Here is a 25,393-nt window from a genome sequence, read left to right as displayed (position 1 = left end):
GGGCCGCCAATTTCAGCGGCCCCGTCCGGGTATTAACGGCCCACTCGAGCCTGATGTTCAGGGGAGTATCGTTCGCCGACGATTTTAATGGTTTCAAGCGCCTGCGTTATCTGACGTGAGTCATCCTGCGAAAGAATGATGTCGGCAGCCCCCAGGTTTTCCTCCAGCCGGTGCAGTTTGGTGGTACCAGGGATAGGAACAATCCACGACTTTTGTGCCAGCAGCCATGCCAGCGCGATTTGCGCGGACGTCACGCCTTTCTCTGCCGCCAGCTCACCCAGCAATAAGACCAGCTTTTCATTGGCTTCAATCGCCTGCCCGGCGAAACGCGGCACGGTGCTGCGGTAATCATCCTTAGCAAAAGTGATTCCTGGCTTAATTGATCCCGTCAGGAAGCCTTTGCCTAATGGGCTGAAGGGAACGAAACCAATGCCCAGTTCTTCCAGTAATGGCAGGATCTCCTGCTCAGGCTCGCGCCACCACATTGAGTATTCGCTTTGTAGGGCAGTGACAGGTTGTACGGCATATGCACGACGAATGGTTTGCGCACCGGCTTCGGACAGGCCGAAATGTTTAACTTTGCCTTCAGCGATCAGGTCTTTTACGGTACCTGCAACATCTTCAATTGGGACATCCGGATCGACACGATGCTGATATAGCAGATCAATAACATCAGTCTTGAGACGGCGTAACGATCCTTCCACAGCTTCACGGATATGCTCCGGTCGGCTGTTTAAAATCTGTTGCTTGTTGTCTTCGCCAAAACTAAAACCAAACTTGGTGGCGATAACCACGCGGTTACGAAACGGTTTTAAGGCTTCACCGACAACCTCTTCATTAAGGAAAGGGCCATACACTTCAGCGGTATCGAAGAAGGTGACGCCACGTTCAACCGCAGCGCGAATGAGCTCGATAGCCTGTCGGGTATCGGTCGCCGGGCCGTAGCCGTGGCTTAAGCCCATGCAACCAAGCCCAAGTGCGGAGACTTCGAGTCGGGATTGACCCAGATAACGTTTTTGCATTGAATGAATACCTCTTTATCGCGGCTTAAACATCAAGTTGGCGGCCAGTCAGCCATTCCACCATTGCCGGGTCACGGTGAGAGAAGAAGGCGCTGGTTGCGGTGTCGAGGGCGGAAATTTGCAGCATATCTTCAGCGCTGAGTTCAAAATCGAGAATGTTGATGTTCTCTTCCATACGTTCTTTGCGCACAGACTTCGCCAGTGAAATGATGCTTCTCTGGAAGATCCAACGCAGCACAACCTGGCCCACGCTTTTGCCGTACTTCTGCCCAATTGCCGTTAGAACGGGATGCTGGAACAGACCATTTTTACCCTCAGCAAACGGGGCCCAGGCTTCCGGCTGAATGCCACGGCTTTGATTCCATGGAACGGCATGCAGCTGCTGGTTGAAGGGGTTAACTTCAATCTGGTTCACCGCAGGGATAACTTTGTTGAAGGCGATAAGATCGGCCAGTCGGTCAGGATGGAAGTTGCTGACACCGATAGCGCGAATTTTGCCTGCCTGCTGCAGTTCTTCCATAGCACGCCAGGCTCCATGGACATCGCCGTAAGGCTGGTGAATCAGGTACAGGTCAACGTAATCCAGCTGCAGTCGATTCAGGGAGCGTTCGAATTGGGCTTTAGCGCCTTCGTAATTCGTATCATGTAGCCAGAGTTTGGTTGTGACAAACAGTTCGCTACGGGAGATTCCAGTTTGCTTCAGAGCGTTCCCGACCTGGGTTTCATTCTGGTATGACGCGGCGGTATCGATCAGGCGGTATCCCGTATCGATAGCATCAATAACGGCTCTTTCGCATTCAGCGGCATCAGACATCTGAAACACACCAAAGCCAACCAGGGGCATTTCAATCCCGTTGTTCAGTTTTACCGTTTGCATGACGTAATCCTTCAGCTGTTGTGTTGGAAAAGCATAACGCAAACTGATTTATTCGATTAGATGGGATAATCAGCTAGGGTTTATTAGATGTGTTCATTAAAGAGAACGATCGCCTCAAGAAGCTACTCGCCGAAGCCATGCTGGTAAAGAGGCGCTACAGGTGGCTTTGGGCCGAAAGTACTGACGACAGATCAGAAGCGGGAAGCATAACGTCCGGTAAGTAGAAGATGGGGGATAGGTAAGTGTATGATTAGTCGTGGTCTGTGGCCGGTTATGAACTCAATGAGTAATGAATTGAATTTAACATAATATACATTATGCGCATCATTAAGCCGTTAGAGAAAATCCAGCATTCTGGCACAGGAAAACCCGGCCATCAGATCTCGGCCCACCAGAACGACTCTGGTGAAGCTGCCTCGCCGGATTAGCTCCAAACCTGTCATCATGACTGCGCGGCTTGGCCAACCCCGGTCAGCACCATAACAAGTTTTGTCACTGCCCGACGTTACCGTTAAAAACATGAATGCCAAAGTGTTCGCAGCCACAATAACTTCTGTCCTATTATCCTTATTCAGTCGTGAGCAATTATGTAAAACGGATCGTCGTACTGTTTCCTCACCAGTTACAAATGCTATAGGACGGATAAGCTCTGCGGTTATGCAATGCGCTTAAACTCGAACGGCTGGCGATTGATGCCAGCCATAGCGCTGGCCGTGCGATCACCTGGACTGATATTGTTAATCATCTAATTCACACAACCAAATCCAGTGAGTAAGATTAGAGCAAACCGTGGGAAACCACAGTAAGCGACAGAAATTCACTAAGGGAAATCATACCTACCTGGAAATCCTTCTTGTCATCGATCACAGCCTACGTCCTGGTCAGAATTCGGAGATGCTGCGACTTTGAGTCCACATTCAGCCGCTGAAAAAATCAGTGCGCGTTTTTTGCTAATCGCAGTATGATCTCAGGTGCAGCCATCCCGACTGCATAATAACGGGAGCATCCTGTGAACGTTACTGTTTGTAGCTCTCCGGCAGCTGCGCGATGTAAATCGAAGGCACCCCATCAAAATCGCTGGTAACATTCTCATTTTGTTGGATTGTTTTGATCATATGATTTTTTTTAAAGCCTGCAGAGCAAATAATCATATCAACAATCAATAGCGACAAATCATTCATCGGCTTTAGACCTATTTTTACCAAAATACTATTCTTTATGGCGGACACGGTTTTTATGGATCGATTGTCTTCTCGTGCAATTGATTTTACTGTATCACCGGATGCTAACCGCTTGACAATTACCATTTGCCTCGGTGTGATGTTGTTCTTTTCTTTTTTTCTCCCCTGCGCGCTATCAGACAAAAAACGATTAATGCTTTCTATGCTATCTCGTTTGGACAGACAACGAGAGTGAGAGTAAAGCTTTTCCACTGGAATATCATATACGAGCGTTATAGCTGGTTTTTTTTCTGACATCCAACATACAAGTTCTCTGCTCATAGCTAAAGAGCGAATGGATATTATGTAAAGCGTGTACGCTCTACCCAGAATTTCTTTCAAGCATGTTTTAATATCTGTAAAGAATATGGTGTCAACGTCATTGAATGTGATTTCCTCTAGTCCCACGAGATAGTAAAAATCATCTGATATTACACAAACTCTATGCATTGTAATGCTCTTATTAATCTGTAAATTAATTTTGCTTGTGACTTGAATGTCGATGGTTGGTATTTTTATTACATGTAGATGGAATGGTTATGGCAACGCCTAAGTTAATCCACTTACTTTAACTTGTATCTTCATTCATTTTCTCTTTATGGTTTTTTTTGCCTGGGAATTATCTTACGAGAGAGCGGTGGAATTTTCTATCTTAGCGTGGCACACTTTATATTTATTAAATTTTGTTAAGATTCTGTGTGTTTATAATGACATCAATTAATATATAACGTAATGATAATCATGCATTATTAACTACGAGGTTGCCTCTTGGTTACATGTTGATAACGAGATCTTAAAAAAAGTAAAACTTAAAGCGATTGAATTTTCTGGAGGATATGGAATGTCTGAGGTTATTTTAGTCAATCATCAGGTGAAATTTGATCCTGGCAACCACACGCTTTCATCGTTAAGCGCCCCAAAAAAATTTGTTACTCTGCCGGCATCAACAGCACGTTGTCTACACCTATTGCTGTCACAACATGGCCAGGTTATCACCATTAAACAGCTTCACACGTTAGTTTGGGGAAAGAACAAAACAATTGTTTCCAATAATACGATCTATCAGAATATTTCTATTATAAGAAAGGCATTGATCGGTGTGGGCGGTGATAAAAATATTATTGAAACTCTGACACGGCGTGGGTGGTGTGTGCCTGAAACCGTTGACGTTAGTATTGAAAAAAAACGAAAACCCATTGCGGGCATTGAAGATATTAAAGAAAAAACGCTTGAGTCTCCACTGAAGAGGAGCGATGTACCGGCAGAGAAAGCACCGAAAAAACCTGTGAATATAAGTAACGTAAATAGCAATATGCAAGCTAATAACAGTTTATATTTATGGGTGTATTTGAGTGTTGTACTGATTATTGCATTGTGTATGCTTGCCTTTATTTACTGGCCATAAGCTTCTTGTCGGCTTTCCAACTTATAACGGCGTTATATTGCCTGCCCAGGATGACATGCGATGTTCTCCCCTCGTGCATGGGGCCTTGACTATTGCTCCATTATTCATTGACATTTTCTTGATGTATCTCTGACATGCTAAGAAAAATTCATATGAGGTGGGAGACGTGCTGATGTATCGAAAATTGATGTTTTGGGTATTAGTATTATGTTCTATAGCTGCGCTAAGCGGCTGCGTATCCCTTTTTTAAGTGCCAGAGAGACTATGAAATCGTTAATTACCCTGATGGTATATTCATCTATTTTTGCACTTACCGGATGCTTGTCCGTTGGCACCCACCTGTTTACTCGATAGACATCGCGGCGCAGACGTGCTCTTTCTAATGGGATCTAATTATCATGATCCCATTAATGCTTATGCCTTACAACATTCAGGTTGTCCGATCCCGACATTACTCATATGGCACATCAGCGGGAAGATATGGGCGGTAAAATGGCACACTCTTTATCCAGTAGCGCTTCCACCGAGGCCCGGTTATTGCGATCCCAGCCTCGCTTCGTGGTGAGCAAAATAAACCCTTTTTGATCGCCGTAAGCGGTTGGAATGACGGCCACGCCCCACTCTGCCAGCTGTTCCGGCGATAAATGAAAATAGCTGGCGACGCTGTGAACAGGGTCAATTCCCATCACCGTCGGCTGCATCACCCGTCTCGCATACCAGGTGTAGCGCAGGAGTTTATCGGGCAAGGGGCGCCATTCTTCCGTGATAAAGGGACGTTCTGCCAGCATCTGACGCCTGACGTCTTCCCGCAGACAGGTCAGATGAATATGAAGCTGGTTTTGGCTGCGGCCATAAGCCGAGTTAAGCGCCAGGCCAAGTTTATCGTCGGGAATTGGGCCGCCATACTGCCAGTCTAAAAGACGACGCATAAGCCAGGCATAGCCGAAATAGTCCGTGCGCCCCGCTGCTGCCAGCGCCGGGCTTTCAATGCCGGTCATCTTTGCTGTGGGGACAAGAATAAAATGGTAGAGGTAGCGCGGGTTCTGGATAACGCTAAAACCCTGGGCCTTCCCTTCAGGCATATAGATCTGCTGGCACGGCGCCGGGTTGCTAGTATGCTGATAGTTAGTCATGCAAACCTTATCGACCACGCCCCACAGCGCGTCCGAACGCGCGCAGCCCACCAGCATAAAGATCCCTGTCAGGATTGCCCCCCGGAGGAAACCGACATTAACCTTCGCGGCTATTCCATTCATTTGCATCATCTCTGCCCCGCTATGCACGGCCACAACTCGCCGCCGGCGGGGAATCATAACGTTTTATTGCAATGAAAACAGCTCAATATGAAAATAAACAGCTATTATATTTTTTATATTATGTATTAAATAATGCCTGCATATATTTATTAGCCAGGCCGCCAGTGAAAATATTAAAAAACTTTAATGCTGAGTGTTTTTTATTTTTAGTTAACTACTTCGTCAATTTAAGGGAGGAAGATATTAAATTGCATAATGGCAATATAACTTGCAGGAAAGGCATCAGGCAGCCATAGATTAACAGGATCAAATGGATTCCAGAAACCAATATAAAATATATGGGGCGACATCCGAAAAGCCAAACGAGTAGGAAATATTTCACTGTTGAGGTATCACTATGTCGGAACAACAAACGCTGCTGCCTGGCGGCTGGACGGCTTATCATCCGCTGACTGCTCAGGACCGAAAAGTGTTCGAAGAGGCGCTCAACGGGCATCTGGGCGTGGATTACGAGCCACAAAAGGTAAAAACCCAGGTCGTGGCCGGAACAAACTACCGCTTCCTTTGTGAGGCTTCGGTCCCGCCGTCTACGGCCGTCTGGGAAGCGATAGTGGAAATTTATGCGCCATTACCGGGACAGGGCGTCCCGCATATTACTCAAATTATCAGAATTTAGTTTCTCGCTTTCTCTACACTCAGCCTGACAACATCAACCTGTTTACTGGCAGGTTGATGTTGAATAATTTCACGCTAGTTTCACCGGTGGAAAGCGCTGGAAATAATCCACCAGAAAATCAATGCAGACCTTTAACTTCGCAGAGCCGCTGGTGCGGTTGGAATAAACCGCCCAAATATTGGCGGGCTGGTGCCAGTCGGGCAAAATCTGCACCAGCTCACCGCGGGCAATATAGCCCTGCACTTCCCATTGGGAACGCAAAATAATGCCGTGACCCTTCAGCGCCCAGCTTAATACCACGCTGCCGTTGTTGGAGGAAAGCTGGCTGCTGACGTGAGCCTGCACGCTTTCCTCGCCGTTGGTTAACGGCCACACACCGAACTGCGCGCTACGCTCCTGAATGACAAGGCATTTATGGGCTTTAAGATCGGCTATGTTTTCTGGCATCCCGTGTTTTACCAGGTAATCCGGGGCGGCGCAGAGTATGCGGTTGTTGGTGGAGAGCTGCCGGGTGATATACAGGTCTTTGATATCGTCACCCACGCGAATTTCTATATCGACGCCCTCTTCTATCAAATCAACGACTCTGTCCGTCAGCGTTAGCTTGATATTTAGCGCCGAATAGCGATCCGCCAGCGCCGAAAGCGCATCCGGCATATACGTTGAGCCAAAACCAAACGAGCAGCTCATCTGAATATTGCCTTCCAGCGTGTCCCGCCAGGCGGCAAGCCCTGAGACAAAATCGCCCATGCTCTCCAGCACCGAAAGCGCACCGCTCAGCGCCTTATGACCGTCGGCCGTTAAATGAATCGCGCGGGCACTGCGGTGGAACAGCCGCATCCCCAGGCTTTTCTCCAGCAGCGCGATGCGTTTGCTGACATAAGACGGAGACAGCCCCAGCTCCGCCGCCGCGTTGGCAAAGCTTTCTTTGCGCACCACGGTGACAAAGACATTCAAATCTTCAACAAGCGGCCAGGCGGCGCGTGGGGTTTCGTTGGGGCTCATCGGTATGCCTTCTTCTGCGTCAGGTTAAGAAAGGCATAATAGCGCTCAGCAGCATATCAGGACACTCCTCTTGCGGACTGTGCCCGCAGGGCATGGCCCGCCCACGAACGTCCAGCGCTTTGTCCTGCCAGGTCGTGGGGACATCATACAGCTGGCCCACGGTGCCTTTCTCCCCCCATAACACCAGCAAAGGGCTGGTAATGCGCAGATGCTTGTCGGCTTCGTCATCCTCAAGGTCGATAGTAGCCGAGGCGCGATAATCTTCGCAGATGGCCCGCAGCGTATCGGGATTCTGGTAACAGCGCAGGTACTCGGCAAACACTGCAGGTTCCGTTGCGCCTGGAGTTTTAAGCTGGCCATCAATATGTTTACGCAGGAAAAACGCCGGATCTGCGGCGATCATTTTTTCCGGCACAGGCGAAGGCTGGATCAGGAAAAACCACCAGAAATAGCGGGTAGCAAAAGTTTTGTCCGTCAGCGCATACATGGTTGCCGTCGGGGCGATATCAATAAAAATGCTGCGCTTAACCTGCGCCGGGTAATCCAGCGCCAGGCGATGCCCGACACGCGCCCCGCGATCGTGCCCCATAAAAGCAAAACCGTCCTGGAAACCGAGCCGCGCCACCAGCAGGACAATATCTTTCGCCATCTCTCGTTTGGAATAGCGGCGGTGAACTTCGTCGCTGGCGGGCTTAGCGCTGTCGCCATAGCCGCGGATGTCCGGCATGATGACGGTGAAATGCTGTGCCAGAACCGGCGCGATTTTACGCCAGGTCACGTGGTTTTGCGGGTGGCCATGCAGTAAAACTAACGGTTCACCCTGTCCTCCCACGGCGGCGTGCAGGGTAATCCCGTTTTCCAGCGCCACGTCCATGAGCTGGAAACCCGGGATAAAGGGTGATTCGCCCCTGTCGCAAATAAAGTCAGCGTTCTCTTTCATCATTGAAAATTAATCCTGAGTCAGTAGCCACGGATGCGCAGCAAAATGGCGCTGTTCAAACTCGCGAATCTCCTGCTGAAACTGCAGCGTGTAGCTGATGGCATCGTGGCCCTCAAGCAGCATATGCTTTTTCAGCTCATCGACCGTAAAGGCAATATCTTTGCCCTCCACGCCGATCTGCTGCCGGGCGAGATCGACAGTAATGCGGTTAGCTTCAGGATTGTTTGCCGCCTGCGCCAGCCGCTCGATATCCTCCGCTGGCAGCGTCAGGGTCAGCACGCCGTTACGCTGGCAGTTGTCGTTGAATATCCCGGCGAAGCTGGTACCGATCAGCGCCCGTATGCCAAGTTGACGTAACCCCCAAACCGCGTGTTCACGGCTGGAGCCGCAGCCAAAGTTAGGGCCAACGATAAGAAACTGCGCGTCCCGCCATGCGGGCTTGTTGAGGATAAACTCAGGATTCGGTGAGCCGTCGGTCAGAAAACGCTGATCGAAGAAAACGCCTCGGTCCAGATTGTTACGATCGATACCTTTCAAAAACTGCTTCGGCATGATCACATCGGTATCAATGTTGGCTGCCATCATCGTTGCAGCCACGCCGGTGACGCGGTTAAAGGGTTCCATTTACGCCTCCCCCTGCTGTAAATACGGACGGACATCGGTGAGGTGGCCAGCTACTGCCGCCGCCGCGACCATGGCTGGACTCATTAAATGCGTTCTGGCCCCGGCCCCCTGGCGGCCAGCGAAATTACGGTTGGTGCTGGAGGCGCAGCGGTCACCCGGCTGCAGCACATCTTCGTTCATCGCCAGGCACATGGAGCAGCCTGACTGCCGCCATTCAAACCCGGCGGCGATAAAGATTTGAGCTAAACCTTCTTGCTCGGCACGGGCGCGAACCTGCGTTGAGCCCGGCACAATAATTCCCCTCACGCCCGGCGCAATTTTTCTGTCTCGCAGCACCTCGGCAACCGCCCTGAGATCTTCAATTCGCCCGTTGGTGCAGGAGCCAATAAATGCATGGGTAATCGGAATCTGGCTCAGCGGCGTGCCTGGCGTGAGTCCCATGTATCTCAGCGCATTTTCAATGTCACGACGTTTGGCCGCATTAGATTCACTGGCAGGATCGGGCACATATTCAGTGATGCCGCCGCCCTGGTCCGGGCTGGTACCCCACGTCACACGAGGCGTTAAGTTGGCGCAGTCGAGCACAACTTCTTTATCAAACACCGCGTCAGCATCGCTGTAGAGCGTTCGCCAGTATTTCAGCGCCTGTTCCCACATCTCGCCTTTAGGTACACGCGGTGCCGGTTTGATGTAGGCATAAACTTTTTCATCAGGTGCCATAAAAGCACCCCGTGCTCCGGCTTCGACCGCCATATTACAGATGGTCATCCGCCCTTCCACGCTAAGCGCATCAATGGCGCTGCCGCAGAACTCGATAGCAAAACCGGTCGCACCGTCGGCACCAATTTCAGCGATCAGCAGCATGACAATATCTTTTGCCGTCGCGGCAAACGGCAGCTCACCGTTAACCGTCACGCGCAGCGTTTTTAGCTTTTTATAAGCTAACGTCTGCGTCGCCAGCATATGCTCAATTTCAGAGGTACCGATGCCGAATCCAAACGCGCCAAACGCGCCGTAAGTGGTGGTATGGCTATCCCCTGCGGCAATCACCATGCCCGGCAGCACGATCCCCTGTTCATGGGCGACGACGTGTTCAATGCCCTGGCGTGGATCCATTACGTCGAACAGCTCAAGGCCAAAATCACGGCTGTTGGACTCAAAGTAGCGAACCTGCAGCTCGCCGCCCGGATCGGTCATTTCTGGCGTACGCTCTGGCCGGGTCGGGTTAACGTGGTCCACGTTGAGCAGGATACTGTTTGGCTGCCAGACCTTGCGGTTGGCGTCACGCAGGCCGCTAAATGCCTGCGGGCTGGTGTATTCGTTGAGGATGGAACGGTCGATATACAGCAGGACATTGCCCTGGTCGTCCAGAGGGCGGATGACGTGGCTATCGATGATTTTATCGTACAGCGTTTTAGGCTTCATGACGGGTCACCTTGTTGCTCTCACAGCATAAAATAACGGCGTGCTGGCACGCAGATAAAAAATGAACAATTTCTACAGGGATAGTAGCAACCGGGTGATTAGGCTGTCAGTAAAGGCATGATGCACAAGCGTAATAGGATAAAACACGAAATGTGTTTTATTTATTGTGATGATAAATAAGGATTTTGATCGTAAGCAAGGTTAGTCCGCATCTGCTTTACTTCACGGCGTTAGAGATTGACTTGATGTCGAATAGTATGAAAATGCTTGTTGTTCACCGACTGGCAAAATCTGGAGCACATCATCGCCACTTCAAGCCGCTTCTTCTCTGCCGCCAGGGGCAAAAAACCTGGCGCGATACTTGCCGCCGCGCTGCTTCTGGCGAGCTGCGCCTCTAAACCGCCGGTTTCTCTCGTCACGCCCTTGCCGGGCACTAAGCCGAATGTGACGACCCCTTCACAAGATCATGAGCCGATGCGTGGCGTCTGGCTGGCAACGGTTTCCCGTCTGGACTGGCCGCCGGTTTCATCCGTTAACGGCAGCAGCGCCGCCGTGCGCATCAGCCAGCAGCAGCAGGCGTTAAAAGACAAGCTGGATAAGCTGAAGTCATTGGGCATCAACACGGTATTTTTCCAGGTGAAACCCGACGCCACCGCCCTGTGGCCTTCGAAGATTTTGCCGTGGTCAGATATGCTGACGGGAACAATTGGCGAAGATCCTGGCTACGATCCGCTGCAGTTTATGCTCGATGAGGCGCATAAACGCGGCATGAAGGTACACGCCTGGTTTAACCCCTACCGGGTTTCTACCAACATCACGCCAGGCACAGTTGCCGCCCTGAACCGCACGCTTTCTCTGCAGCCCGCCAGCGTTTATGTGTTACATCGCGACTGGATAAAAACGTCCGGCGACCGCTTCGTGCTTGATCCCGGCATCCCGGAAGTGCGCGACTGGATAACCAGCATCGTCGCCGAAGTTGTTTCAAACTACGCCATCGACGGCGTGCAGTTTGATGATTACTTCTATACCGAATCACCGGGCTCTACGCTCAACGACAGCCAGACTTACAGAACCTACGGCCAGGGCTACGCGTCCAAAGCCGACTGGCGGCGGCACAATACTGAGCAACTTATCGAGCAAGTCGCACGCACCATCAAACAGCTTAAGCCCGGCGTTGAGTTTGGCGTGAGTCCGGCGGGCGTCTGGCGCAACATCTCCCACGATCCGGCCGGGTCTGAAACGCGCGGCGCAGCAGCCTATGACGAGTCCTATGCCGACACGCGTCTCTGGGTACAAAAAGGCCTGCTGGACTATATTGCCCCGCAGATTTATTGGCCTTTCTCCCGCAGTGCCGCCCGCTACGACGTGCTGGCAAACTGGTGGGCTAACGTAGTGAAGCCCACTCACACGCGTCTTTATATTGGGATTGCGCTGTATAAAGTCGGGGAACCTTCGAAGAATGAGCCAGACTGGACGGTGAGCGGCGGCGTGCCGGAGCTGAAAAAGCAGCTCGATTTGAACGACGCCGTGCCGCAAATTAACGGCACCATTTTGTTCCGGGAAAATTATCTTAACCAGCCCCAAACCCAGCAGGCGGTGAATTACATCAAGGAGCGTTGGGGGGAATGATAGGCTAAAAAAACCGGATCGCCCTTCCCTGGGCAGATCCGGGGGCTGTCTTACTGACCAGCCAGGTCGTCATACACATTGCGCAGCCGGGTGCGCAGATACAGAACGGCTTTGTGTTTGCGGGAGAGTAGCGCCTGCACGGTGTCGCCGCTCTCTGCCGCCAGTTCCTTCACGCTATAGTCTTGCAGCTCGGTTTTGATAAACACCTCACGCTGCGACGCTGGCAGCTCCGACAGGGCCGTCTCCAGCTCCTCCCACAGCAGTTGCTTCAGGTACTCGTCCTCCGGCGTTTGCGGGATCCCGAACAGCGTTTCGGCCAGCTCATCTTCCGGGTAATCTTCCTCTTCATCTCCGCCAAACCAGCTCGCCAAAGGCAGCTCGCGTTTTTTCCTTGCCCGGTCGGTCATTTCATTTCGGGCGGCGCGGAACAGCCAGGCGGCGACGTTCTCCACCGGCTGTTCAACCTTCATAAGCTGGTAGCTGACTTCCTGCAGAATATCGTCGGCGTCTTCACGCCCGGCGGTTCTCCCGCGAATAAACGCTTTCAGTCGGGTGCGGCAGCCGGCCAGCGCTGCCATCAGCAGAGATTCCCCCACTATTCCGGCTTTCATCGTCGTCACTCAGCGTCCGGTTTTTTAGCGCTGTTTTCATCTGGCTGGACTGGCTGCACCGGCGGCTGAGGCTGAGGATGTGGATCCATTTTCTCATCCCAGCGGGAATGCCAGCCGCAGCGGTCGCGGTGACCAAAGCCAAATTTCTCGCGGCGATGCTGCATAAACTCTTCGCGCTGCTCCGGCGTCATTTGCATCCAGCGTTCGTGCATGCGGCGACGGGCTTTGCCAAACATGCCCGGGCGGAAGCCCAGGCCGCCGAACAGAATGCGGCACAACACCAGCAGGCCTAAAGATTGCCAGAAGCCAATCTCTTTCACGCCCAGCAGGCCAGGCAGCACCGCATTCCACAGCGTCATCACGATCAGGCCGAGTGCGACAAACAATGCCACGCAGAGCAAAATCGGCTTACCCATGCGGTGGCCACAGAATCCACGGCGGCGGTGTTCATGTCGGTGCATATCAAAATCTCTCATTATGTTTACCTCAGTAAAGTCACGGCTAATCACTTGTGATGAGGTAGACGAATCAGCGCGAGAAATATTGCTAAAAAATTCAAAATTTATTTTCACGCCACCGGGTAAGCGCCTGCGCATACGCTTCTGCCTTCGTTTTCAGCCCCGCAGCATCGAGCTTATCGGCAGTGTAGACCACAAACGGGGTATGCCAGGTCAGGCCGCAGCGATTTGCCGTGGCCCGAAGGGGGGCTAACAGAGATTCGAGGGTAAAAAGATTACGGCCTCCGGGACGATAAGCTTCCTCCACGTTACCGGCGGTGACCGCCACATACAGCGGCGTTCCTTCCAGCTTTCGCCCCTCCTCCTCGTAATGCAGGTAGAACATCCGGGTCAGCACCGCGTCCTGCCACTGGCGCATAATGGCTGGCATGGAGTACCAGTGGATCGGGAACTGCAGCACAATGCGGTCGGCGGCAAGTAGCCGGGCCGCTTCGCGCTCGCCGTCGCGGTAAATGTCGATCCCGTCAGGATAAAGCGCCTGGACATCGACCACTTCAACGTGTTCAAGTTTTGCAACTTCTTGCGCCAGCGCGGCGTTGGCGCTGGAACGGGACAAATCCGGATGGAAAAGTAAAATCAGGGTTTTGTTCACGGGGCGTCTCCTTGGGTTGATGAGACGATAATGGCGAGGCCCAGAAAATTACTCCAACAGATAATCAAGATAATCTATTATCTGTTGTATGAATTTAAGAACGCTTGATCTCAACCTTCTGGTGGTGCTGGACGCCCTGCTCGACGAGGCGCACGTCACCCGTGCCGCCGACAGACTTTGCCTGTCGCAATCTGCCACCTCTGCAGCCCTCGCCCGCTGTCGCGATCTTTTTCACGACGAACTGCTGGAGCGTGGTAGAGGCACCATGCGGCTGACGCCCCTTGCTCAGTCTCTTCGTGCCCCGCTGAAATCCGTGCTGGGCGGCATTACTGAACTTATCGACCCGCCGGTGATTCCCCTGCATCAAATTAAGCAGCAACTGCGGATAACCATGGCGGATTTCCCGGCGCTGTTCGTGCTGGTGCCGTTGATGCAAAAACTTCAGCAGTCGGCCCCGGGGATTGACCCCATCGTTCAGGGCTGGGCTGGCGCGGAACAGGCTGAAACAGAGTTGCTTAACGGCACCACGGATATCGCTATTTCGGTCTTTCCTCAGCCTGCCGCGGACATTCACAGCGAACTGTTGATGGACGAGCACTATGTCGTGGCGATGCGTGAGGGACATCCTGCCGCATCCGGGGTTAGCCTTGAGCGCTGGCTCGCCTGGCCGCACATTATCACCTCCGGGAAAGGGGAAAGCGTCACACCGGTGGATGTGGAACTCTCAAGGTTGGGATTACGCCGCCGCGTCGGGCTGGTATTGCCGAATTTCCAGATGGTGCCGCAGTTGCTGGCGGCCTCGGATATGCTGGCCCTGCTGCCTTCCCGGGTCATACCTTTTACTGAAGGGCTCGTCGCCTTCTCTGCCCCGTAGAACTGCCGGGATTTTCACTGCACCTGGCCTGGCACAAACGCCGAAGCCAGGATGTGGCCCTGCAGCACGTGGCCGCGATTTTAATGGCGTTGTTGAAGTAACCTGTTTCACAACCCGGCTTCGCGCACCAGCGTTTGCAGTAATTCAGCGGCGGGCATTTCGCGGATCAGGTTCACGCCCTGTCCGGCCCAGTGCGCGCTGTAGCCCTGGTGACCGTGGCTTTTTGCAAGGCCGGCAAGCGCTTTACCAATATCGTAGGCCACCGGATAAGCCGGGACGGCATGCTGGCCGACGATTCGCCCGTGGTGGCAGTAATCGTTCTCCAGGCTTCTGGCTGCCCTGCCTGAGATAGCGTGGGTCATTTCCGTCTGGTGTAATCGGCTGGATTTCAGCCGCTGCCGGTAGCCATCATCGGCGGCGGACTCTGGGCAAAGCAGAAACGCGGTCCCCAGCTGTACCGCGTCCGCCCCCACGCTTAGCATGGCGTGAATACCGGCTCCGTCCATAATTCCGCCGGCGGCAACAACCGGCAAATCCACCTGTTTTTTCAGCAGTTGCACAAGCGCAAAGGTGCTGAGCTGCGTATCGTGAGCTTTATCGTCGAACATCCCGCGATGCCCGCCCGCTTCAAAGCCCTGCGCCACAATGACATCCACGCCGTTCGCCTGGATCAGCAAAGCCTCTTCGGGCCGGGTGGCGGTGGCAAGCGTCACAATTCCTTTGTCACGGAAGGCCTGAACAACGTCGCGATCGGGCACGCCAAAATGGAAGCTGACCGCGGCCGGAGCCGTCTCCAGCAGCATCTCCAGCATCGCTTCGTGGCCAATAAAGCTTTGATAAATTTCGCTGAGCACTTCCGGCGGCCTGCCGCCAAACTCAGCGAACAGCGGGCGCAGGCTTTCAATCCATGCGCGTTCCAGCGCCTCATCCCGTTTGGCAGGCTGATGGCAAAACAGATTCACGCTGAACGGGCGCGAGGTTAAGGCCTGCGTTTTCAGGATGGCTGTCCTGGCCTGCACGACGTCGCTCGCGCCAATACCCAGCGAACCAAGGCCACCGGCATTGCTGACCGCCGCCGCCAGTTCCGGGGTGGAGACGCCCGCCATAGGGGCCTGTATGATGGGATGGTCTATCGCGAGCAGTTGGGAAAGGCTACGAAACATGGCGCTACCTCAGGAAATGAGAGATTGAGGGCTTAACATCTTATTTGAAGATGTTAGGATCAAGATCATTATCATATTGAGAATGAAAAACATGAACCACACCACACTGCAGATGTTCAAAATCGTTGCCGAAGAACAAAGCGTGACGAAAGCAGCCCAAAGGCTCGGCCGCGTGCAGTCGAACATCACCACCCGCATTCAGCAACTGGAAGAAGATCTTGGCGTCGCGTTGTTCGTGCGCGACAGCAAGAAAATGATCCTGTCGCCGGAAGGCGAAAGTTTTCTGTCCTACACCAAAAAAATACTTAGCCTGGCGGAAGAGGCCCGACAGGCGCTGCATCCGGGTAAGCCTGCAGGGGCACTGAATATGGGCTCGATGGAAGCCACCGCAGTCAGCCGCCTGATGCCGGTGTTCCAGCAGTTTCACCACCGGTATCCTGATGTCGCCCTCACCTTAACCACCCAGCCGACGCAGCAGCTGCTGGACCAGGTTCGCCACGCTTCACTGGACTGCGCGCTGGTGAGCCTGTTACCGGAAGCCGGGGGACAGGTTCACTGCCCCGTAGATCTTGAGTCCATGGACGTGTTCACCGAACGCCTGGTGTTGCTCGTGCCTGAAACCGCCAGCGGCAATCATCCTCGCCTTGCCGCTTTTCCGCGCGGATGTTCCTATCGGGCGCGCGGTGAGGCTTTGCTCAACGCACAAACTCTGGTGGAAGTGCAGGACGTCAGCTCTTATCACTCGATGATCGCTTCCGTTGCCGCAGGACGCTGCAGCGGCGTGCTCCCGGAAAGCGTCGCGGCGACGCTGGCTTTGCCGGAAGGAACGCGACAACAGTTTGTGGCCGAAGCCCTCACTCAGCTAGTCTGGCGTAAGGGCTACGGCTCCACCGCGCTTGAGGCGATGAAGCAGATTCTCGCCTCAGCCAGCAACCTTTGAACGCCCCGCTAGCACCAGCCCGCCGGCCAGCAGCAATGCGCCGGTGGCGGCGGCTAACGATCCGTTAAAACTGCCCGTTAAGCCGTACAGCTCCCCGGCAACCAACGGCCCAACAATCTGCCCGATGCCGTAAATAGCGGTCATCGCCGCGATCATATTGAAGCGTACCAGATGCGCCAGCCTCCTGGCTTCCGGTAAGGCTATCGTCACCGTGCCGGTGAACGTAAAGCCCACCAGCACGGCGCTTAACAGGCAAAAAAGCAGCGAGTGGCTAAAGGCCGGAAGCACTACGCCCGCGGCCTGAACCAGAAGATTGGCGGCAAAAGCGCGGCGATAACCATACTTCAAGACGATTTGATGCCAGACAAAACAGGACGGTATCGCGGCCAGGCCAAAGATAGCCCAAAGCTGCACCGGATCCAGCGTACTAAGTGACCCGGAAAGAAAAAGCGGTAAATAGGTGGCCGTAATGATATACCCGAAGCCCGCCAGGCCGTAGATAGCCAGCAGTTTCCACGCCGCTTTAGCATTCTCTGCCGCCGCCTGAAGCTGACTGGAAGCCTGCCTTTGGTAGTCGATCAGATAATCCGGTGGGCTAAGCAGCAGTTTATAAACCAGCATAAACAATAGCAGCGCAGCGATCCCGCACAGCAGCCAGATTTGCTGACTGGTGTAGCCATAAGCTTTACCAAGCGCGATAAATTCCGCAGATAAGAAGATCCCCAGCCCAACCCCGGCATACAGCACCGGCGCGCCGGTATGGTGTTTCATGTGCTGCAGAAGCCACAGTGAAGCCGCAATCAGCGACACGGCGCTCAGTAGGCCGGCAATCCCCCGAACCGCTACCACCGCCCACGGCGATTTCGTCCATGCCAGCAGAAGCAGGCAGCCAATGGTTAACCCGACGGAGGCCATGTTTAACCGCCGCGCGTCGGCAGGCTTAGCTTTCGCCAGCAGTAAGGCACCAATAAGATAACCTGCGTAGTTAGCCGATGCGGCGAGGTTGCCCTGATGCAGCGACAGCAGCCCTTCTTTCAGCATCACTGGCAGAATGCCGGTATAGGAAAAACGCCCGTAGCCCATACCTATCGCCAGCACCACTGCACCCGCAAGCGCCAGCTGTAGCGCACGAATTTCCGGCCTGAAATGCATTGTCATAACCCTCACCTTTTAAATCTCTAAATATGAATGTTATTTTTATTTAAATCTTATTTTGAGATTAATGTCGGTAAGAGCAACAAGCAAGCGGCTTTTCTGCCGCTTTGCATTTCATCGAAAGATCACAGCTGACGCAGATCGGTTTCTATGCGCTGGATCCAGCCTTTGGCCGTCTGGGTTTGTGCCAGCAGCAGCGCAGATTGCAGCGCCATGCTGAGTTCCAGGCCATATTCTGGTTGGCCGCCGTAACGAATGTGCGCCTGAACCCGCATCAGCTCGGGCAGGTTCCAGAGTGACTGGTTGACGTCAAGCGCGGACAGCCGCTCGGCGATCATCGCTTCGGCTACCTCTGGCTGGCCTTTTTGCGCCAGCGCGGCGGCGAAATCAGACAGAAAAAGTGAATAAGCGGGATCAAAACCGTTATCCCGCAGCCGGGTAAGCATGGCGAGGATCTGCTGGGGAAGTACCGTTTCAGGCTGCTGGCGAAGCCTGCCCCAAAAGGTAAAAGCGGCCGCATAAAGCCGCCAGAAGCCCAGGCCGTGTTCCAGGGCGATGGCCTCAACCTGCGAGGCTACCTGTAGCACGCCAGCGGTATCTCCGGTGAAGGCCGCCAGCGTGCAGGTGCCTTCCGCGAGGGCCGCACACAGCGAACAGGCATGATCCAGCGCCCGGGCTTCTTCCACCGCCAGCTGCGCCGCTCTTCTGGCTTTCGCCACATCGCCAGTCACCCACAGGGCCCGCACCAGGAAAGCCCAGCCCGCCACGCGCTGATCCAGCCCAAAGCGGAAAGGCGCTCTCTGGCTGTCATCATCCACGGTGCGATCCAGCAAAGCCTGAATTTCGCTGAGCGCGGCCTGTTGCTCGCCGGAAAAATGCAGCGCGGTGCCTGCCAGGCGACGGGCGGTTAATAGCGCGCCGTAATCACCGGTTTGTGTCGCCAGTTCAGCCATTTTTTTGCCGTTCTCTGCGGCATCGGCGTAACGGCCACTGCGCAGGTGATACAGCCACAGCCCGTACTCGGACTGTAATTGCATTTCCACATCGCCAAGCGTGCTGGCAATCTCCCCGGTTCGCCGCCAGGCCTGGCCGTTTTCTTCAATGGGCCCCTGCGCCCAGCCCAGCGCCGAGCCCAGCGCGGCCTGCATTAGCATCTCTTCGCGCGGCGTGGCCTGACCATTGTGCGAATCGTTAATTGCGGCGGTAATCCGCTGGCGGCACTCGCCGTGGAGCGAAAGCTGGATCCAGAACGGCGTGGCGTTAGCGAGAATACTGCGTCCCAGCGGAGCGTTTTGACCCACACCAAAACACCAGTCTGCCGCCGCACGGAGATCGTCAATTAAATAGCCATACTGACGGCGCCACTGCGGACTGGACTCTTCGGCCCAGGCAACTTTTGCCCGCACCATGCTGTCGGCCACAAGTTGTGCATGGCGAAGAAAATACGGGGTGCTATTTGGGGCCAGCGTCCGGCGAGCGTAGGTGCGCACAATGTTGAGATAGCGATACCTGGCCGGGCGCGTGCCCGCCTGCAAAACCAGCAGGGATTTCGCCACCATGCTGGCCACCACGTCGCTGACCTCTTGCTGATCTAACAATCCTTTCGCGGCGGCAAGGTCAAATTCACCGGGAAACACCGCCAGGGCATGAAACACTCGCTGTTCTTCAGCCGTAAGTAATCGATAACTCCAGTCCAGCGCCTCGGCCAGCGTTCTGTGCCGGGAAGCCGTCACTCCCGGCGTTTCCGGTAACGTCTCCCGCCCGCTCAGGTCGGCCAGCACGGCATCCGGTCCCAGGTTGGCAACGCGAGCAGCCACAATTTCCAGCGCCAGCGGTACGGCATCCAGCAACCGGCAGAGCGCCAGGATCGGCCCGATATTCTCTTCGCTCAGGCGGAACGCGTAATCCACCGCTTGAATGCGCTGTACCAGAAACTCAACCGCGCTAAAACTTTGCGCCTCGCTGGCGGCCAGTTGCGCTGGCGGCAAAGTCAGCGGCCCAACGCGGTAAACCTGCTCCCCTTCAATCCCCAGCGGAGACTGGCTGGTGAGCAAAATGCTCAGTAATTCGTTTCGCTGTAGTAGATGCTCAATTTCCCTGGCGCAGGCGTCCGACAGATGCTCACAGTTATCAATCACCAGCAGCGCGGGGCGTGGCTGCGACGGCCCCGCGCCACGAATACCGGCCAGTGCCGCCCGCAAAACTGGGGCTGGATCTGATCCGGCGTTCAGGCTGGACAGGTCGGCAAAAAAGACGCCATCGGGATAAAGACTGGCGGATTCGCGAGCAACTTCCAGCAATAGCCGGGTTTTGCCGATGCCCGCCGGGCCCGCCAGCGTGCAAATAGTATGCTCGATCAGCCGTTTTCTGATTTCACCCAGCTCCCTTTCACGCCCTATCAGCGGCGAACGGGGACGAGGTAATGCCGTTGAAGAGGTGATGACAGGCAGAGCCGACGTGGCCGCCTGCAGTTTATTCACCGTGGCGGTAAAGCAGTAGCCCCGGCCAAACACCGTGGTAATCAAATTGCGGTCGGGACCAAAAATTTTGCGCAAAGCGGAGATTTGCGCCTGCAGATTATTCTCTTCGACGATCTCTTTTGGCCAGACGGTGGCCAGCAGCGTCTCTTTGGTCACCACCTGCCCCGCTTCGCTGACCAGCAGCCGGAGCACGGCCATTGCCCGCTCGCCCGGCTCCAGCCGAACGCCGTCCCTGAGCAGCAATCCCAAATCGGGAAACAGCTGATAGCGGCCAAAGACCACCATGTCGTCATCTCTTTCTGAGCGGAGTTGGGGCTCGTCGGCAGGCATAAGAACGGTCGCTTTTCAGGTGATTTCAGAAGTCTGAAATTCTAGGGCAAAGATTGCGGGCGGACAATCATTCAGCATCAGGACTCGTCATTCCCAGAGAGAAAAATCATGTCGGAGAATCCCCTGAGCATCACCCTGAATCGTCCGCCCGAGGCGGAAAAGAATTCGCCTTTAACCTCCAGTCTGCTGCTGATCATGGCGCTGGCCTGCGGGGTTTTCGTTGCCAATGTCTACTACAACCAGCCGCTGCTGGAACTGCTTCAGCAGGCGTTTCCGGGGCAGCTTGCGCTGGTCAGCCTTGCGCCGACGGCAACGCAGCTTGGGTTTGCCTTTGGTTTGTTCTTGCTTGTACCGCTGGGCGACAAGATTAACCGCCGCACGCTGATCCTTTGCCAGTCTGCGGGGCTGGCGGTAGCGCTGGCGTGCCTGGCCTTAGCGCCCAATGTTGTCACAATTATTATTGCCTCCGCTGCGGTGGGCGTAACCGGCTCCGTGGCCCAGCAAATAGTGCCGTTCGCCGCCGAGCTGGCTAAACCGGAACGCCGTGGACAGGTGGTCGGCACGGTAATGAGCGGCGTGTTGTGCGGCATACTGCTTGGCCGGGCCGTGGGCGGTTTTAGCGGCGATCACTGGGGCTGGCGAGCGACCTTCTGGCTCGGTGCTGTGGCAACTGCTTTCGGCTGGCTGATGCTGTTCTTTACCCTGCCGCACCACACGTCCGGTAATAAACAGAGCTACATGACCCTGATGCGCTCGCTGGTTTCTCTGTGGCGGGAAGAACCGCTGCTGCGTCGGGCGACCTGGATTCAGGCCGCGCTGTTTGGCTCGTTCATCGGCCTGTGGACCATTCTGGCCTTGCAGCTCCATGCCGCGTTTCATCTTGGCGCAGACGTCGCCGGTCTGATGGGCATTGTGGGTGCCGTAGGCATCCTGGTTGCGCCGCTTGCCGGGCGAATTGCCGACCGCCGGGGACCGTATACCGTCATCGGGCTTGGGGCGCTGGTGATGGTTATCTCGTTTGCGGTGCTGGGGCTGTGGACTTCGCTCACCGGGCTGGTGATTGGCATCATCCTGATGGATCTGGGCGAGCAGTCGGCGCTGATCTCTAACCAGCACGTGATCTATGCCCTGAGGCCGGAAGCCCGCAGCCGTATCAATACGGTCTTTATGAGCGGCATGTTTATCGGCGGCGCGCTGGGATCCTGGGGCGCGAGCCTGATGTGGCGACTCGGCGGCTGGGAACTGGCTTCGATGCTGGGCGGTGGGCTTAGCCTTATCGGGCTAATCATTCATCTGATCGGGCAGCAAAAACGCGGTTAGTGCCCCAGGCGGCGGCACGAAAATCGCCGTCGCCTGAAGCATGAGACGTTACTGAATCAGCACGCCCTGAACGAGGTTGGCCTTCACCACGGTTACCTGAGGGATTTTCAGGGCTTCCATATAGCCCTGAACCAGTAGCAGGTTGCTGACGTCCGTGGCCCGGTAATCCCCGCGCAGCTCTGAATCCCCTTTCCAGACCTGGCTGGCGGAAGATTTTTGTAGATCGGCGAGGGTGTAAACCTTTTCATTGAGCTGCTTGCTGACGGAGAAGTCATGCACCCCACCGATACCCACGACGGTACGCTTAGCCAGCGCCTGTTTCATCTCCGGGCTGACGTGGGTGGTGGCATAGAAGCGAACAAAACGCAGCACGCCGTCACGCAGGGAACCAATCGGATTTGGCGAGCTGGCATCATGCAAATCTTTGTTTTTCACCACGTCGATGATGTAGTTCTTCAGCGTGACGGAGGCCAGCTTGCCCTGGTAAATCTCCGGCTGCCATTTGTCGTGTTTTTGCAGCCAGGTCGTCATTTGCATCGACCCGCCGCCAATGTCCCAGACCACCATCTGATCGTCTGGCAGCGGCACGGGCATCGAGGCTTTGGCGGACAGGAAGCCCAGCTCGGCCTCTTGTTCCTGAGTAATAATTTTTAGATTCACCGGAGCAGCACGGTTGAAGGCATCGATCGTCTGCTGGGCGTTAGACGCGCTGCGAAAAACAGCGGTAGCCACGCCGTTAAAACGAGCAGGATGATAGCGGGCGGCCTCTGCAGCTAGCTCGCGCAGCGCCGTCTGCCCCTGCTGTTGAATCGCTGGGCTGAGAGTGTTATCTGCAGATTTGGATAAATCTTCGTTAAAACCGATTGGACGCTGATCCTCGAACAACACTTTGTTGATGCGCTGCTGGCAGGTATCCACTTTGGCGACCACCAGCTTGGTGGTGCCGGAGCCCATGTCGATGCCCGCCCTGGTCTCTTCACAGCCAGCTGCGTGGGCAGCAACGCTCACGCCCGGTAATGCCGCTACCACCATCAGGGAAAAAAAATTGCGTCGAAATATTTTTGTCATATTGAGTATCCACTGTCGATCCATTAAAAAGCTATTGATAACGTAGCTTTAATATTCGGTAAAACACTTTTTAACAATACCTGCTGATTTTGTTAGAAAAAGTCACTGCATTGTTCAGTGCAGAGGCCGGCAGGTATCAATGGCGTTAATGATAAAAGCAAGGCTAAGGACATAAAAATGAAGAAAAGTTTATTGGGTGGCGCGGTAGCGCTGGTGCTGGTCAGCCTGACTGGTTGTGCAAATCAGCAGCAGGCGGCGGATCAAAAACTGGCGAGCCAGACAGTGATGGCGGTGGACTGGTTCCAGCAATCCGGCGAATACCGCGCGCTGGCGTACCAGTCGTTTAACAGCGCTCGCGCCGCGTGGGATCAATCCGCTAAACAGGGTAACGCTAAGCGGGCCGTTATCGTCGATCTGGATGAAACCATGCTCGACAATAGCGCCTACAGCGCGTGGCAGGCCAAAAACAACAAAGCGTTTGACGACAAAACCTGGTCCCAGTGGACTCAGGCTCGCCAGGCGCTGGCCGTCCCGGGCGCGGTGGATTTTGCTAACTACGTGAACAGCCACGGCGGCACGATGTTCTATGTGTCCAACCGCGACAGCAAAGACTTTGACGCCACCGTCGCCAACATGAAAGCTCTGGGCTTTACCGGCGTGAGCGACAAAACCGTGCGCCTGAAAACCGACAGCTCCAACAAGCAGGCCCGTTTCGATGCGATCAAAGCCGAAGGCTATGACGTAGTGATGTACATCGGCGACAACCTGAATGACTTTGGCAAAGCGACTTACCACAAGGATCAGTCCCAGCGTCAGCAGTTTGCCAGCGATAACCGCGGCAAGTTTGGCACCCAGTTCATTGTGCTGCCGAACCCAATGTACGGCGACTGGGAAGGTGCTTTAGCGCCAAATTACTACAAGCTGAATACTGCCCAGCAGGCCGAAGCGCGCGAAAACGCACTGCGTACCTGGTCCGGGAAATAAGTTTTCTGGCAACCCCACCCATGCGGTGGGGTTTTTAGAGTGATAGTTAAAGGATGAAACACATTTACTTTATCTATAATCCAGTAGGTAAAGAGCTTGATTTTGGCGACTACTTTTCATATCCGTATAAATTAATCCTGCCCGAGAGATACTCGCCCAAATAGACTTCGCTAATTTTATTAAAGCCTTGCTTGATAACTTCATTTTCTAACCAGGCGTTGTCCTTGTTAAGGATTTCGAGCAAATCATGGTTAGCTAAACCATCAACTATAATTGGGTAGCGTATATTCTCATCACCACTTTGTATAATGGTTAATTGCCCATTCTGCTCGAGAACTACTCGCTTCAATTGTTCTATTTCATAAATACCATTCGCCCTTAACTTGAACATCAAATCATTCGCAGAAACACCATTGCGTAAACACTCCCTAACATTGACACTGCCATTATGTACCAGGGTGATTGGTTTGCCATCAATAATTCTTTTAACTAGTCGATTATTCTCTTTTAAAAACTTAAGGACAAAGACGAGGAAGGTCCATATAATTAACACCAAAACAAACTGCAGTACTGTTATCGATTCATTATAAATTACGCCACCGATAATCCCCCCGAGCACATAGTTTTGAACCTGATCCATTGCGGATGAAGGCGCCAGATTGCCCTTCCCCATGAGATTTATTTGAATAATCAGACACAGTATTCCCAAGCCCAATTTTATCATGATCGGCGTATAAATTATCATTTCTGTTCCTCAGTTTTTTATGATTTCTATGCCTGGGTTTACTAACGACACCTCAACTAAACTATATGTTTTTTGATCCGGGCTTAAATTGACGCGATAGTAAAGATCATTAATTTTAATGATGATGCCATCCGAGAGCTGAACTGAGTTTGAAAATATAGAATCCATACCCACTTCTTTTTCTTTTGATAGCAATTTAACAAAACTCACCATTTGTGATGATTGAGAGTGTATATTTTGACTGTCAGTATAATCTGCATACTGAACACCCGAAATGAAGAGTAAAAATAAAAATACTATAATTGTTAGATCTCGATATTTAGTTTGTAAGCGATGACGCATGTACAGGCTAAAAAAAACGATCAGGATAAATAAAGTACTAAATATAATGATGTATTTTAAATAATCATTAATATTAGACTGCGTTTGTAGATATTCAATGCCATAAAATCTCATATAGTTATAATCCCTAACCCTTAAGACCCCGTTTTTTATTATAGTAACACATTGGCATTTCCCGCCCTAACGGCCGCG

Annotated in this window: 24 protein-coding genes; 7 read left to right on the top strand and 17 right to left on the bottom strand. The window is 53.5% G+C overall.

Translation table 11 applies throughout. The annotated features are described in order from the left end of the window. Positions 1-32 precede the first annotated feature (32 nt). The 3 genes from ACREYP_RS11550 to ACREYP_RS11540 all read right to left on the bottom strand — a co-directional run bounded on the left by ACREYP_RS11550 (position 33) and on the right by ACREYP_RS11540 (position 3,377). A complete protein-coding gene (locus tag ACREYP_RS11550; RefSeq protein WP_008458976.1) occupies positions 33-1,022 on the bottom strand; it encodes an aldo/keto reductase in 990 nt (329 codons plus the stop codon). A gap of 25 nt (positions 1,023-1,047) precedes the next feature. Further along, positions 1,048-1,899 (bottom strand): aldo/keto reductase, encoded by an 852-nt coding sequence (locus ACREYP_RS11545; RefSeq protein ID WP_008458974.1) that lies wholly within the window; start codon positions 1,897-1,899, stop codon positions 1,048-1,050. A 1,016-nt stretch (positions 1,900-2,915) separates the two neighbouring features. After that, a complete protein-coding gene (locus ACREYP_RS11540; protein WP_336818691.1) occupies positions 2,916-3,377 on the bottom strand; it encodes a LuxR C-terminal-related transcriptional regulator in 462 nt (153 codons plus the stop codon). A gap of 583 nt (positions 3,378-3,960) precedes the next feature. Between ACREYP_RS11540 and ACREYP_RS11535 the strand changes: the two genes are divergently transcribed. Then, the gene (locus ACREYP_RS11535) at positions 3,961-4,524 is read left to right on the top strand and encodes a winged helix-turn-helix domain-containing protein (protein ID WP_498881385.1); all 564 of its coding nucleotides are present in this window, start codon (positions 3,961-3,963) and stop codon (positions 4,522-4,524) included. A gap of 467 nt (positions 4,525-4,991) precedes the next feature. Here ACREYP_RS11535 and ACREYP_RS11530 read toward each other — a convergent pair whose 3' ends face one another. Continuing rightward, entirely contained in the window at positions 4,992-5,714 is a 723-nt protein-coding gene (locus tag ACREYP_RS11530) for a CDP-diacylglycerol pyrophosphatase (RefSeq protein ID WP_008458971.1), read from the bottom strand. Between the two features lie 463 nt (positions 5,715-6,177). Here ACREYP_RS11530 and ACREYP_RS11525 point away from each other — a divergent pair, with 463 nt between their 5' ends. Beyond that, positions 6,178-6,456 carry a cystatin family protein gene (locus tag ACREYP_RS11525; RefSeq protein ID WP_498881384.1) on the top strand — a complete coding sequence of 93 codons (279 nt, stop codon included), beginning with the start codon at positions 6,178-6,180 and terminating at the stop codon, positions 6,454-6,456. Between the two features lie 69 nt (positions 6,457-6,525). Here ACREYP_RS11525 and ACREYP_RS11520 read toward each other — a convergent pair whose 3' ends face one another. The 4 genes from ACREYP_RS11520 to leuC are packed head-to-tail and all read right to left on the bottom strand — an operon-like array spanning position 6,526 to position 10,450. After that, positions 6,526-7,461, bottom strand: coding sequence for a LysR family transcriptional regulator (locus ACREYP_RS11520; protein ID WP_498881383.1), 936 nt, complete (start codon positions 7,459-7,461; stop codon positions 6,526-6,528). Positions 7,462-7,480: 19 nt separating this feature from the next. Next, complete coding sequence (locus tag ACREYP_RS11515; RefSeq protein ID WP_498881382.1) at positions 7,481-8,404, bottom strand: alpha/beta fold hydrolase; 924 nt, start codon at positions 8,402-8,404, stop codon at positions 7,481-7,483. Positions 8,405-8,410: 6 nt separating this feature from the next. Further along, entirely contained in the window at positions 8,411-9,025 is a 615-nt protein-coding gene (gene leuD / locus ACREYP_RS11510) for a 3-isopropylmalate dehydratase small subunit (RefSeq protein ID WP_498881381.1), read from the bottom strand. Beyond that, positions 9,026-10,450 (bottom strand): 3-isopropylmalate dehydratase large subunit, encoded by a 1,425-nt coding sequence (gene leuC / locus ACREYP_RS11505; RefSeq protein ID WP_498881380.1) that lies wholly within the window; start codon positions 10,448-10,450, stop codon positions 9,026-9,028. 303 nt (positions 10,451-10,753) lie between these two features. Here leuC and ACREYP_RS11500 point away from each other — a divergent pair, with 303 nt between their 5' ends. After that, the gene (locus ACREYP_RS11500; protein WP_442892463.1) at positions 10,754-12,079 is read left to right on the top strand and encodes a glycoside hydrolase family 10-like protein; all 1,326 of its coding nucleotides are present in this window, start codon (positions 10,754-10,756) and stop codon (positions 12,077-12,079) included. Positions 12,080-12,129: 50 nt separating this feature from the next. On the opposite strand, the gene ACREYP_RS11495 is transcribed toward ACREYP_RS11500, so the two are convergent. The 3 genes from ACREYP_RS11495 to ACREYP_RS11485 form a co-directional block, all read right to left on the bottom strand. Continuing rightward, positions 12,130-12,690, bottom strand: a complete 561-nt coding sequence (locus ACREYP_RS11495) for an RNA polymerase sigma factor (protein WP_336818787.1) — start codon at positions 12,688-12,690, stop codon at positions 12,130-12,132. Positions 12,691-12,695: 5 nt separating this feature from the next. Further along, complete coding sequence (locus ACREYP_RS11490) at positions 12,696-13,166, bottom strand: hypothetical protein (RefSeq protein ID WP_336818686.1); 471 nt, start codon at positions 13,164-13,166, stop codon at positions 12,696-12,698. A gap of 79 nt (positions 13,167-13,245) precedes the next feature. Further along, complete coding sequence (locus ACREYP_RS11485) at positions 13,246-13,800, bottom strand: NAD(P)H-dependent oxidoreductase (protein ID WP_008458953.1); 555 nt, start codon at positions 13,798-13,800, stop codon at positions 13,246-13,248. 88 nt (positions 13,801-13,888) lie between these two features. Between ACREYP_RS11485 and ACREYP_RS11480 the strand changes: the two genes are divergently transcribed. Next, positions 13,889-14,674, top strand: a complete 786-nt coding sequence (locus ACREYP_RS11480) for a LysR family transcriptional regulator (RefSeq protein ID WP_498881379.1) — start codon at positions 13,889-13,891, stop codon at positions 14,672-14,674. Positions 14,675-14,781: 107 nt separating this feature from the next. Here the strand turns inward: ACREYP_RS11480 and ACREYP_RS11475 are convergent, their stop codons facing one another. Then, complete coding sequence (locus tag ACREYP_RS11475; RefSeq protein WP_336818684.1) at positions 14,782-15,837, bottom strand: NAD(P)H-dependent flavin oxidoreductase; 1,056 nt, start codon at positions 15,835-15,837, stop codon at positions 14,782-14,784. Positions 15,838-15,928: 91 nt separating this feature from the next. Between ACREYP_RS11475 and ACREYP_RS11470 the strand changes: the two genes are divergently transcribed. Further along, positions 15,929-16,777, top strand: a complete 849-nt coding sequence (locus ACREYP_RS11470) for a LysR family transcriptional regulator (protein ID WP_336818683.1) — start codon at positions 15,929-15,931, stop codon at positions 16,775-16,777. Here the strand turns inward: ACREYP_RS11470 and ACREYP_RS11465 are convergent. Then, positions 16,760-17,935: a YbfB/YjiJ family MFS transporter gene (locus tag ACREYP_RS11465; protein ID WP_498881378.1), complete on the bottom strand. Its 1,176-nt coding sequence runs from the start codon at positions 17,933-17,935 to the stop codon at positions 16,760-16,762. The genes ACREYP_RS11470 and ACREYP_RS11465 overlap by 18 nt on opposite strands. A gap of 122 nt (positions 17,936-18,057) precedes the next feature. Then, positions 18,058-20,742 (bottom strand): ATP-binding protein, encoded by a 2,685-nt coding sequence (locus ACREYP_RS11460; RefSeq protein ID WP_336818681.1) that lies wholly within the window; start codon positions 20,740-20,742, stop codon positions 18,058-18,060. Between the two features lie 108 nt (positions 20,743-20,850). Here ACREYP_RS11460 and ACREYP_RS11455 point away from each other — a divergent pair, with 108 nt between their 5' ends. Then, positions 20,851-22,062, top strand: coding sequence for an MFS transporter (locus ACREYP_RS11455; RefSeq protein WP_008458940.1), 1,212 nt, complete (start codon positions 20,851-20,853; stop codon positions 22,060-22,062). 48 nt (positions 22,063-22,110) lie between these two features. Here the strand turns inward: ACREYP_RS11455 and ACREYP_RS11450 are convergent, their stop codons facing one another. After that, positions 22,111-23,094: a Ppx/GppA phosphatase family protein gene (locus tag ACREYP_RS11450; protein WP_336818786.1), complete on the bottom strand. Its 984-nt coding sequence runs from the start codon at positions 23,092-23,094 to the stop codon at positions 22,111-22,113. Positions 23,095-23,307: 213 nt separating this feature from the next. Between ACREYP_RS11450 and ACREYP_RS11445 the strand changes: the two genes are divergently transcribed. Continuing rightward, positions 23,308-24,114, top strand: coding sequence for a 5'-nucleotidase, lipoprotein e(P4) family (locus tag ACREYP_RS11445; protein ID WP_336818680.1), 807 nt, complete (start codon positions 23,308-23,310; stop codon positions 24,112-24,114). 109 nt (positions 24,115-24,223) lie between these two features. Here the strand turns inward: ACREYP_RS11445 and ACREYP_RS11440 are convergent, their stop codons facing one another. Continuing rightward, the gene (locus ACREYP_RS11440; RefSeq protein ID WP_008458933.1) at positions 24,224-24,859 is read right to left on the bottom strand and encodes a DUF421 domain-containing protein; all 636 of its coding nucleotides are present in this window, start codon (positions 24,857-24,859) and stop codon (positions 24,224-24,226) included. A 9-nt stretch (positions 24,860-24,868) separates the two neighbouring features. Beyond that, positions 24,869-25,315, bottom strand: coding sequence for a DUF3290 domain-containing protein (locus ACREYP_RS11435; RefSeq protein ID WP_008458932.1), 447 nt, complete (start codon positions 25,313-25,315; stop codon positions 24,869-24,871). Between the last annotated feature and the right edge of the window lie 78 nt (positions 25,316-25,393).

Origin of the sequence: Enterobacter sp. TMH.L2, from assembly GCF_050847315.1 — a bacterium.
GTDB lineage: Bacteria > Pseudomonadota > Gammaproteobacteria > Enterobacterales > Enterobacteriaceae > Cedecea.
Note: the sequence above shows the minus strand (reverse complement) of the source record. Positions and strands in the feature narration are given on the sequence as shown.

Coding starts and splice junctions, on each gene's coding strand:
- ACREYP_RS11550 (WP_008458976.1), bottom strand. CDS start 1,022: ATGCAAAAACGTTATCTGGGTCAATCCCGACTCGAAGTCTCCGCACTT.
- ACREYP_RS11545 (WP_008458974.1), bottom strand. CDS start 1,899: ATGCAAACGGTAAAACTGAACAACGGGATTGAAATGCCCCTGGTTGGC.
- ACREYP_RS11540 (WP_336818691.1), bottom strand. CDS start 3,377: ATGTCAGAAAAAAAACCAGCTATAACGCTCGTATATGATATTCCAGTG.
- ACREYP_RS11535 (WP_498881385.1), top strand. CDS start 3,961: ATGTCTGAGGTTATTTTAGTCAATCATCAGGTGAAATTTGATCCTGGC.
- ACREYP_RS11530 (WP_008458971.1), bottom strand. CDS start 5,714: ATGCTGGTGGGCTGCGCGCGTTCGGACGCGCTGTGGGGCGTGGTCGAT.
- ACREYP_RS11525 (WP_498881384.1), top strand. CDS start 6,178: ATGTCGGAACAACAAACGCTGCTGCCTGGCGGCTGGACGGCTTATCAT.
- ACREYP_RS11520 (WP_498881383.1), bottom strand. CDS start 7,461: ATGAGCCCCAACGAAACCCCACGCGCCGCCTGGCCGCTTGTTGAAGAT.
- ACREYP_RS11515 (WP_498881382.1), bottom strand. CDS start 8,404: ATGATGAAAGAGAACGCTGACTTTATTTGCGACAGGGGCGAATCACCC.
- leuD (WP_498881381.1), bottom strand. CDS start 9,025: ATGGAACCCTTTAACCGCGTCACCGGCGTGGCTGCAACGATGATGGCA.
- leuC (WP_498881380.1), bottom strand. CDS start 10,450: ATGAAGCCTAAAACGCTGTACGATAAAATCATCGATAGCCACGTCATC.
- ACREYP_RS11495 (WP_336818787.1), bottom strand. CDS start 12,690: ATGAAAGCCGGAATAGTGGGGGAATCTCTGCTGATGGCAGCGCTGGCC.
- ACREYP_RS11490 (WP_336818686.1), bottom strand. CDS start 13,166: ATGAGAGATTTTGATATGCACCGACATGAACACCGCCGCCGTGGATTC.
- ACREYP_RS11480 (WP_498881379.1), top strand. CDS start 13,889: ATGAATTTAAGAACGCTTGATCTCAACCTTCTGGTGGTGCTGGACGCC.
- ACREYP_RS11475 (WP_336818684.1), bottom strand. CDS start 15,837: ATGTTTCGTAGCCTTTCCCAACTGCTCGCGATAGACCATCCCATCATA.
- ACREYP_RS11470 (WP_336818683.1), top strand. CDS start 15,929: ATGAACCACACCACACTGCAGATGTTCAAAATCGTTGCCGAAGAACAA.
- ACREYP_RS11465 (WP_498881378.1), bottom strand. CDS start 17,935: ATGACAATGCATTTCAGGCCGGAAATTCGTGCGCTACAGCTGGCGCTT.
- ACREYP_RS11460 (WP_336818681.1), bottom strand. CDS start 20,742: ATGCCTGCCGACGAGCCCCAACTCCGCTCAGAAAGAGATGACGACATG.
- ACREYP_RS11455 (WP_008458940.1), top strand. CDS start 20,851: ATGTCGGAGAATCCCCTGAGCATCACCCTGAATCGTCCGCCCGAGGCG.
- ACREYP_RS11450 (WP_336818786.1), bottom strand. CDS start 23,094: ATGGTGGTAGCGGCATTACCGGGCGTGAGCGTTGCTGCCCACGCAGCT.
- ACREYP_RS11445 (WP_336818680.1), top strand. CDS start 23,308: ATGAAGAAAAGTTTATTGGGTGGCGCGGTAGCGCTGGTGCTGGTCAGC.
- ACREYP_RS11440 (WP_008458933.1), bottom strand. CDS start 24,859: ATGATAATTTATACGCCGATCATGATAAAATTGGGCTTGGGAATACTG.
- ACREYP_RS11435 (WP_008458932.1), bottom strand. CDS start 25,315: ATGAGATTTTATGGCATTGAATATCTACAAACGCAGTCTAATATTAAT.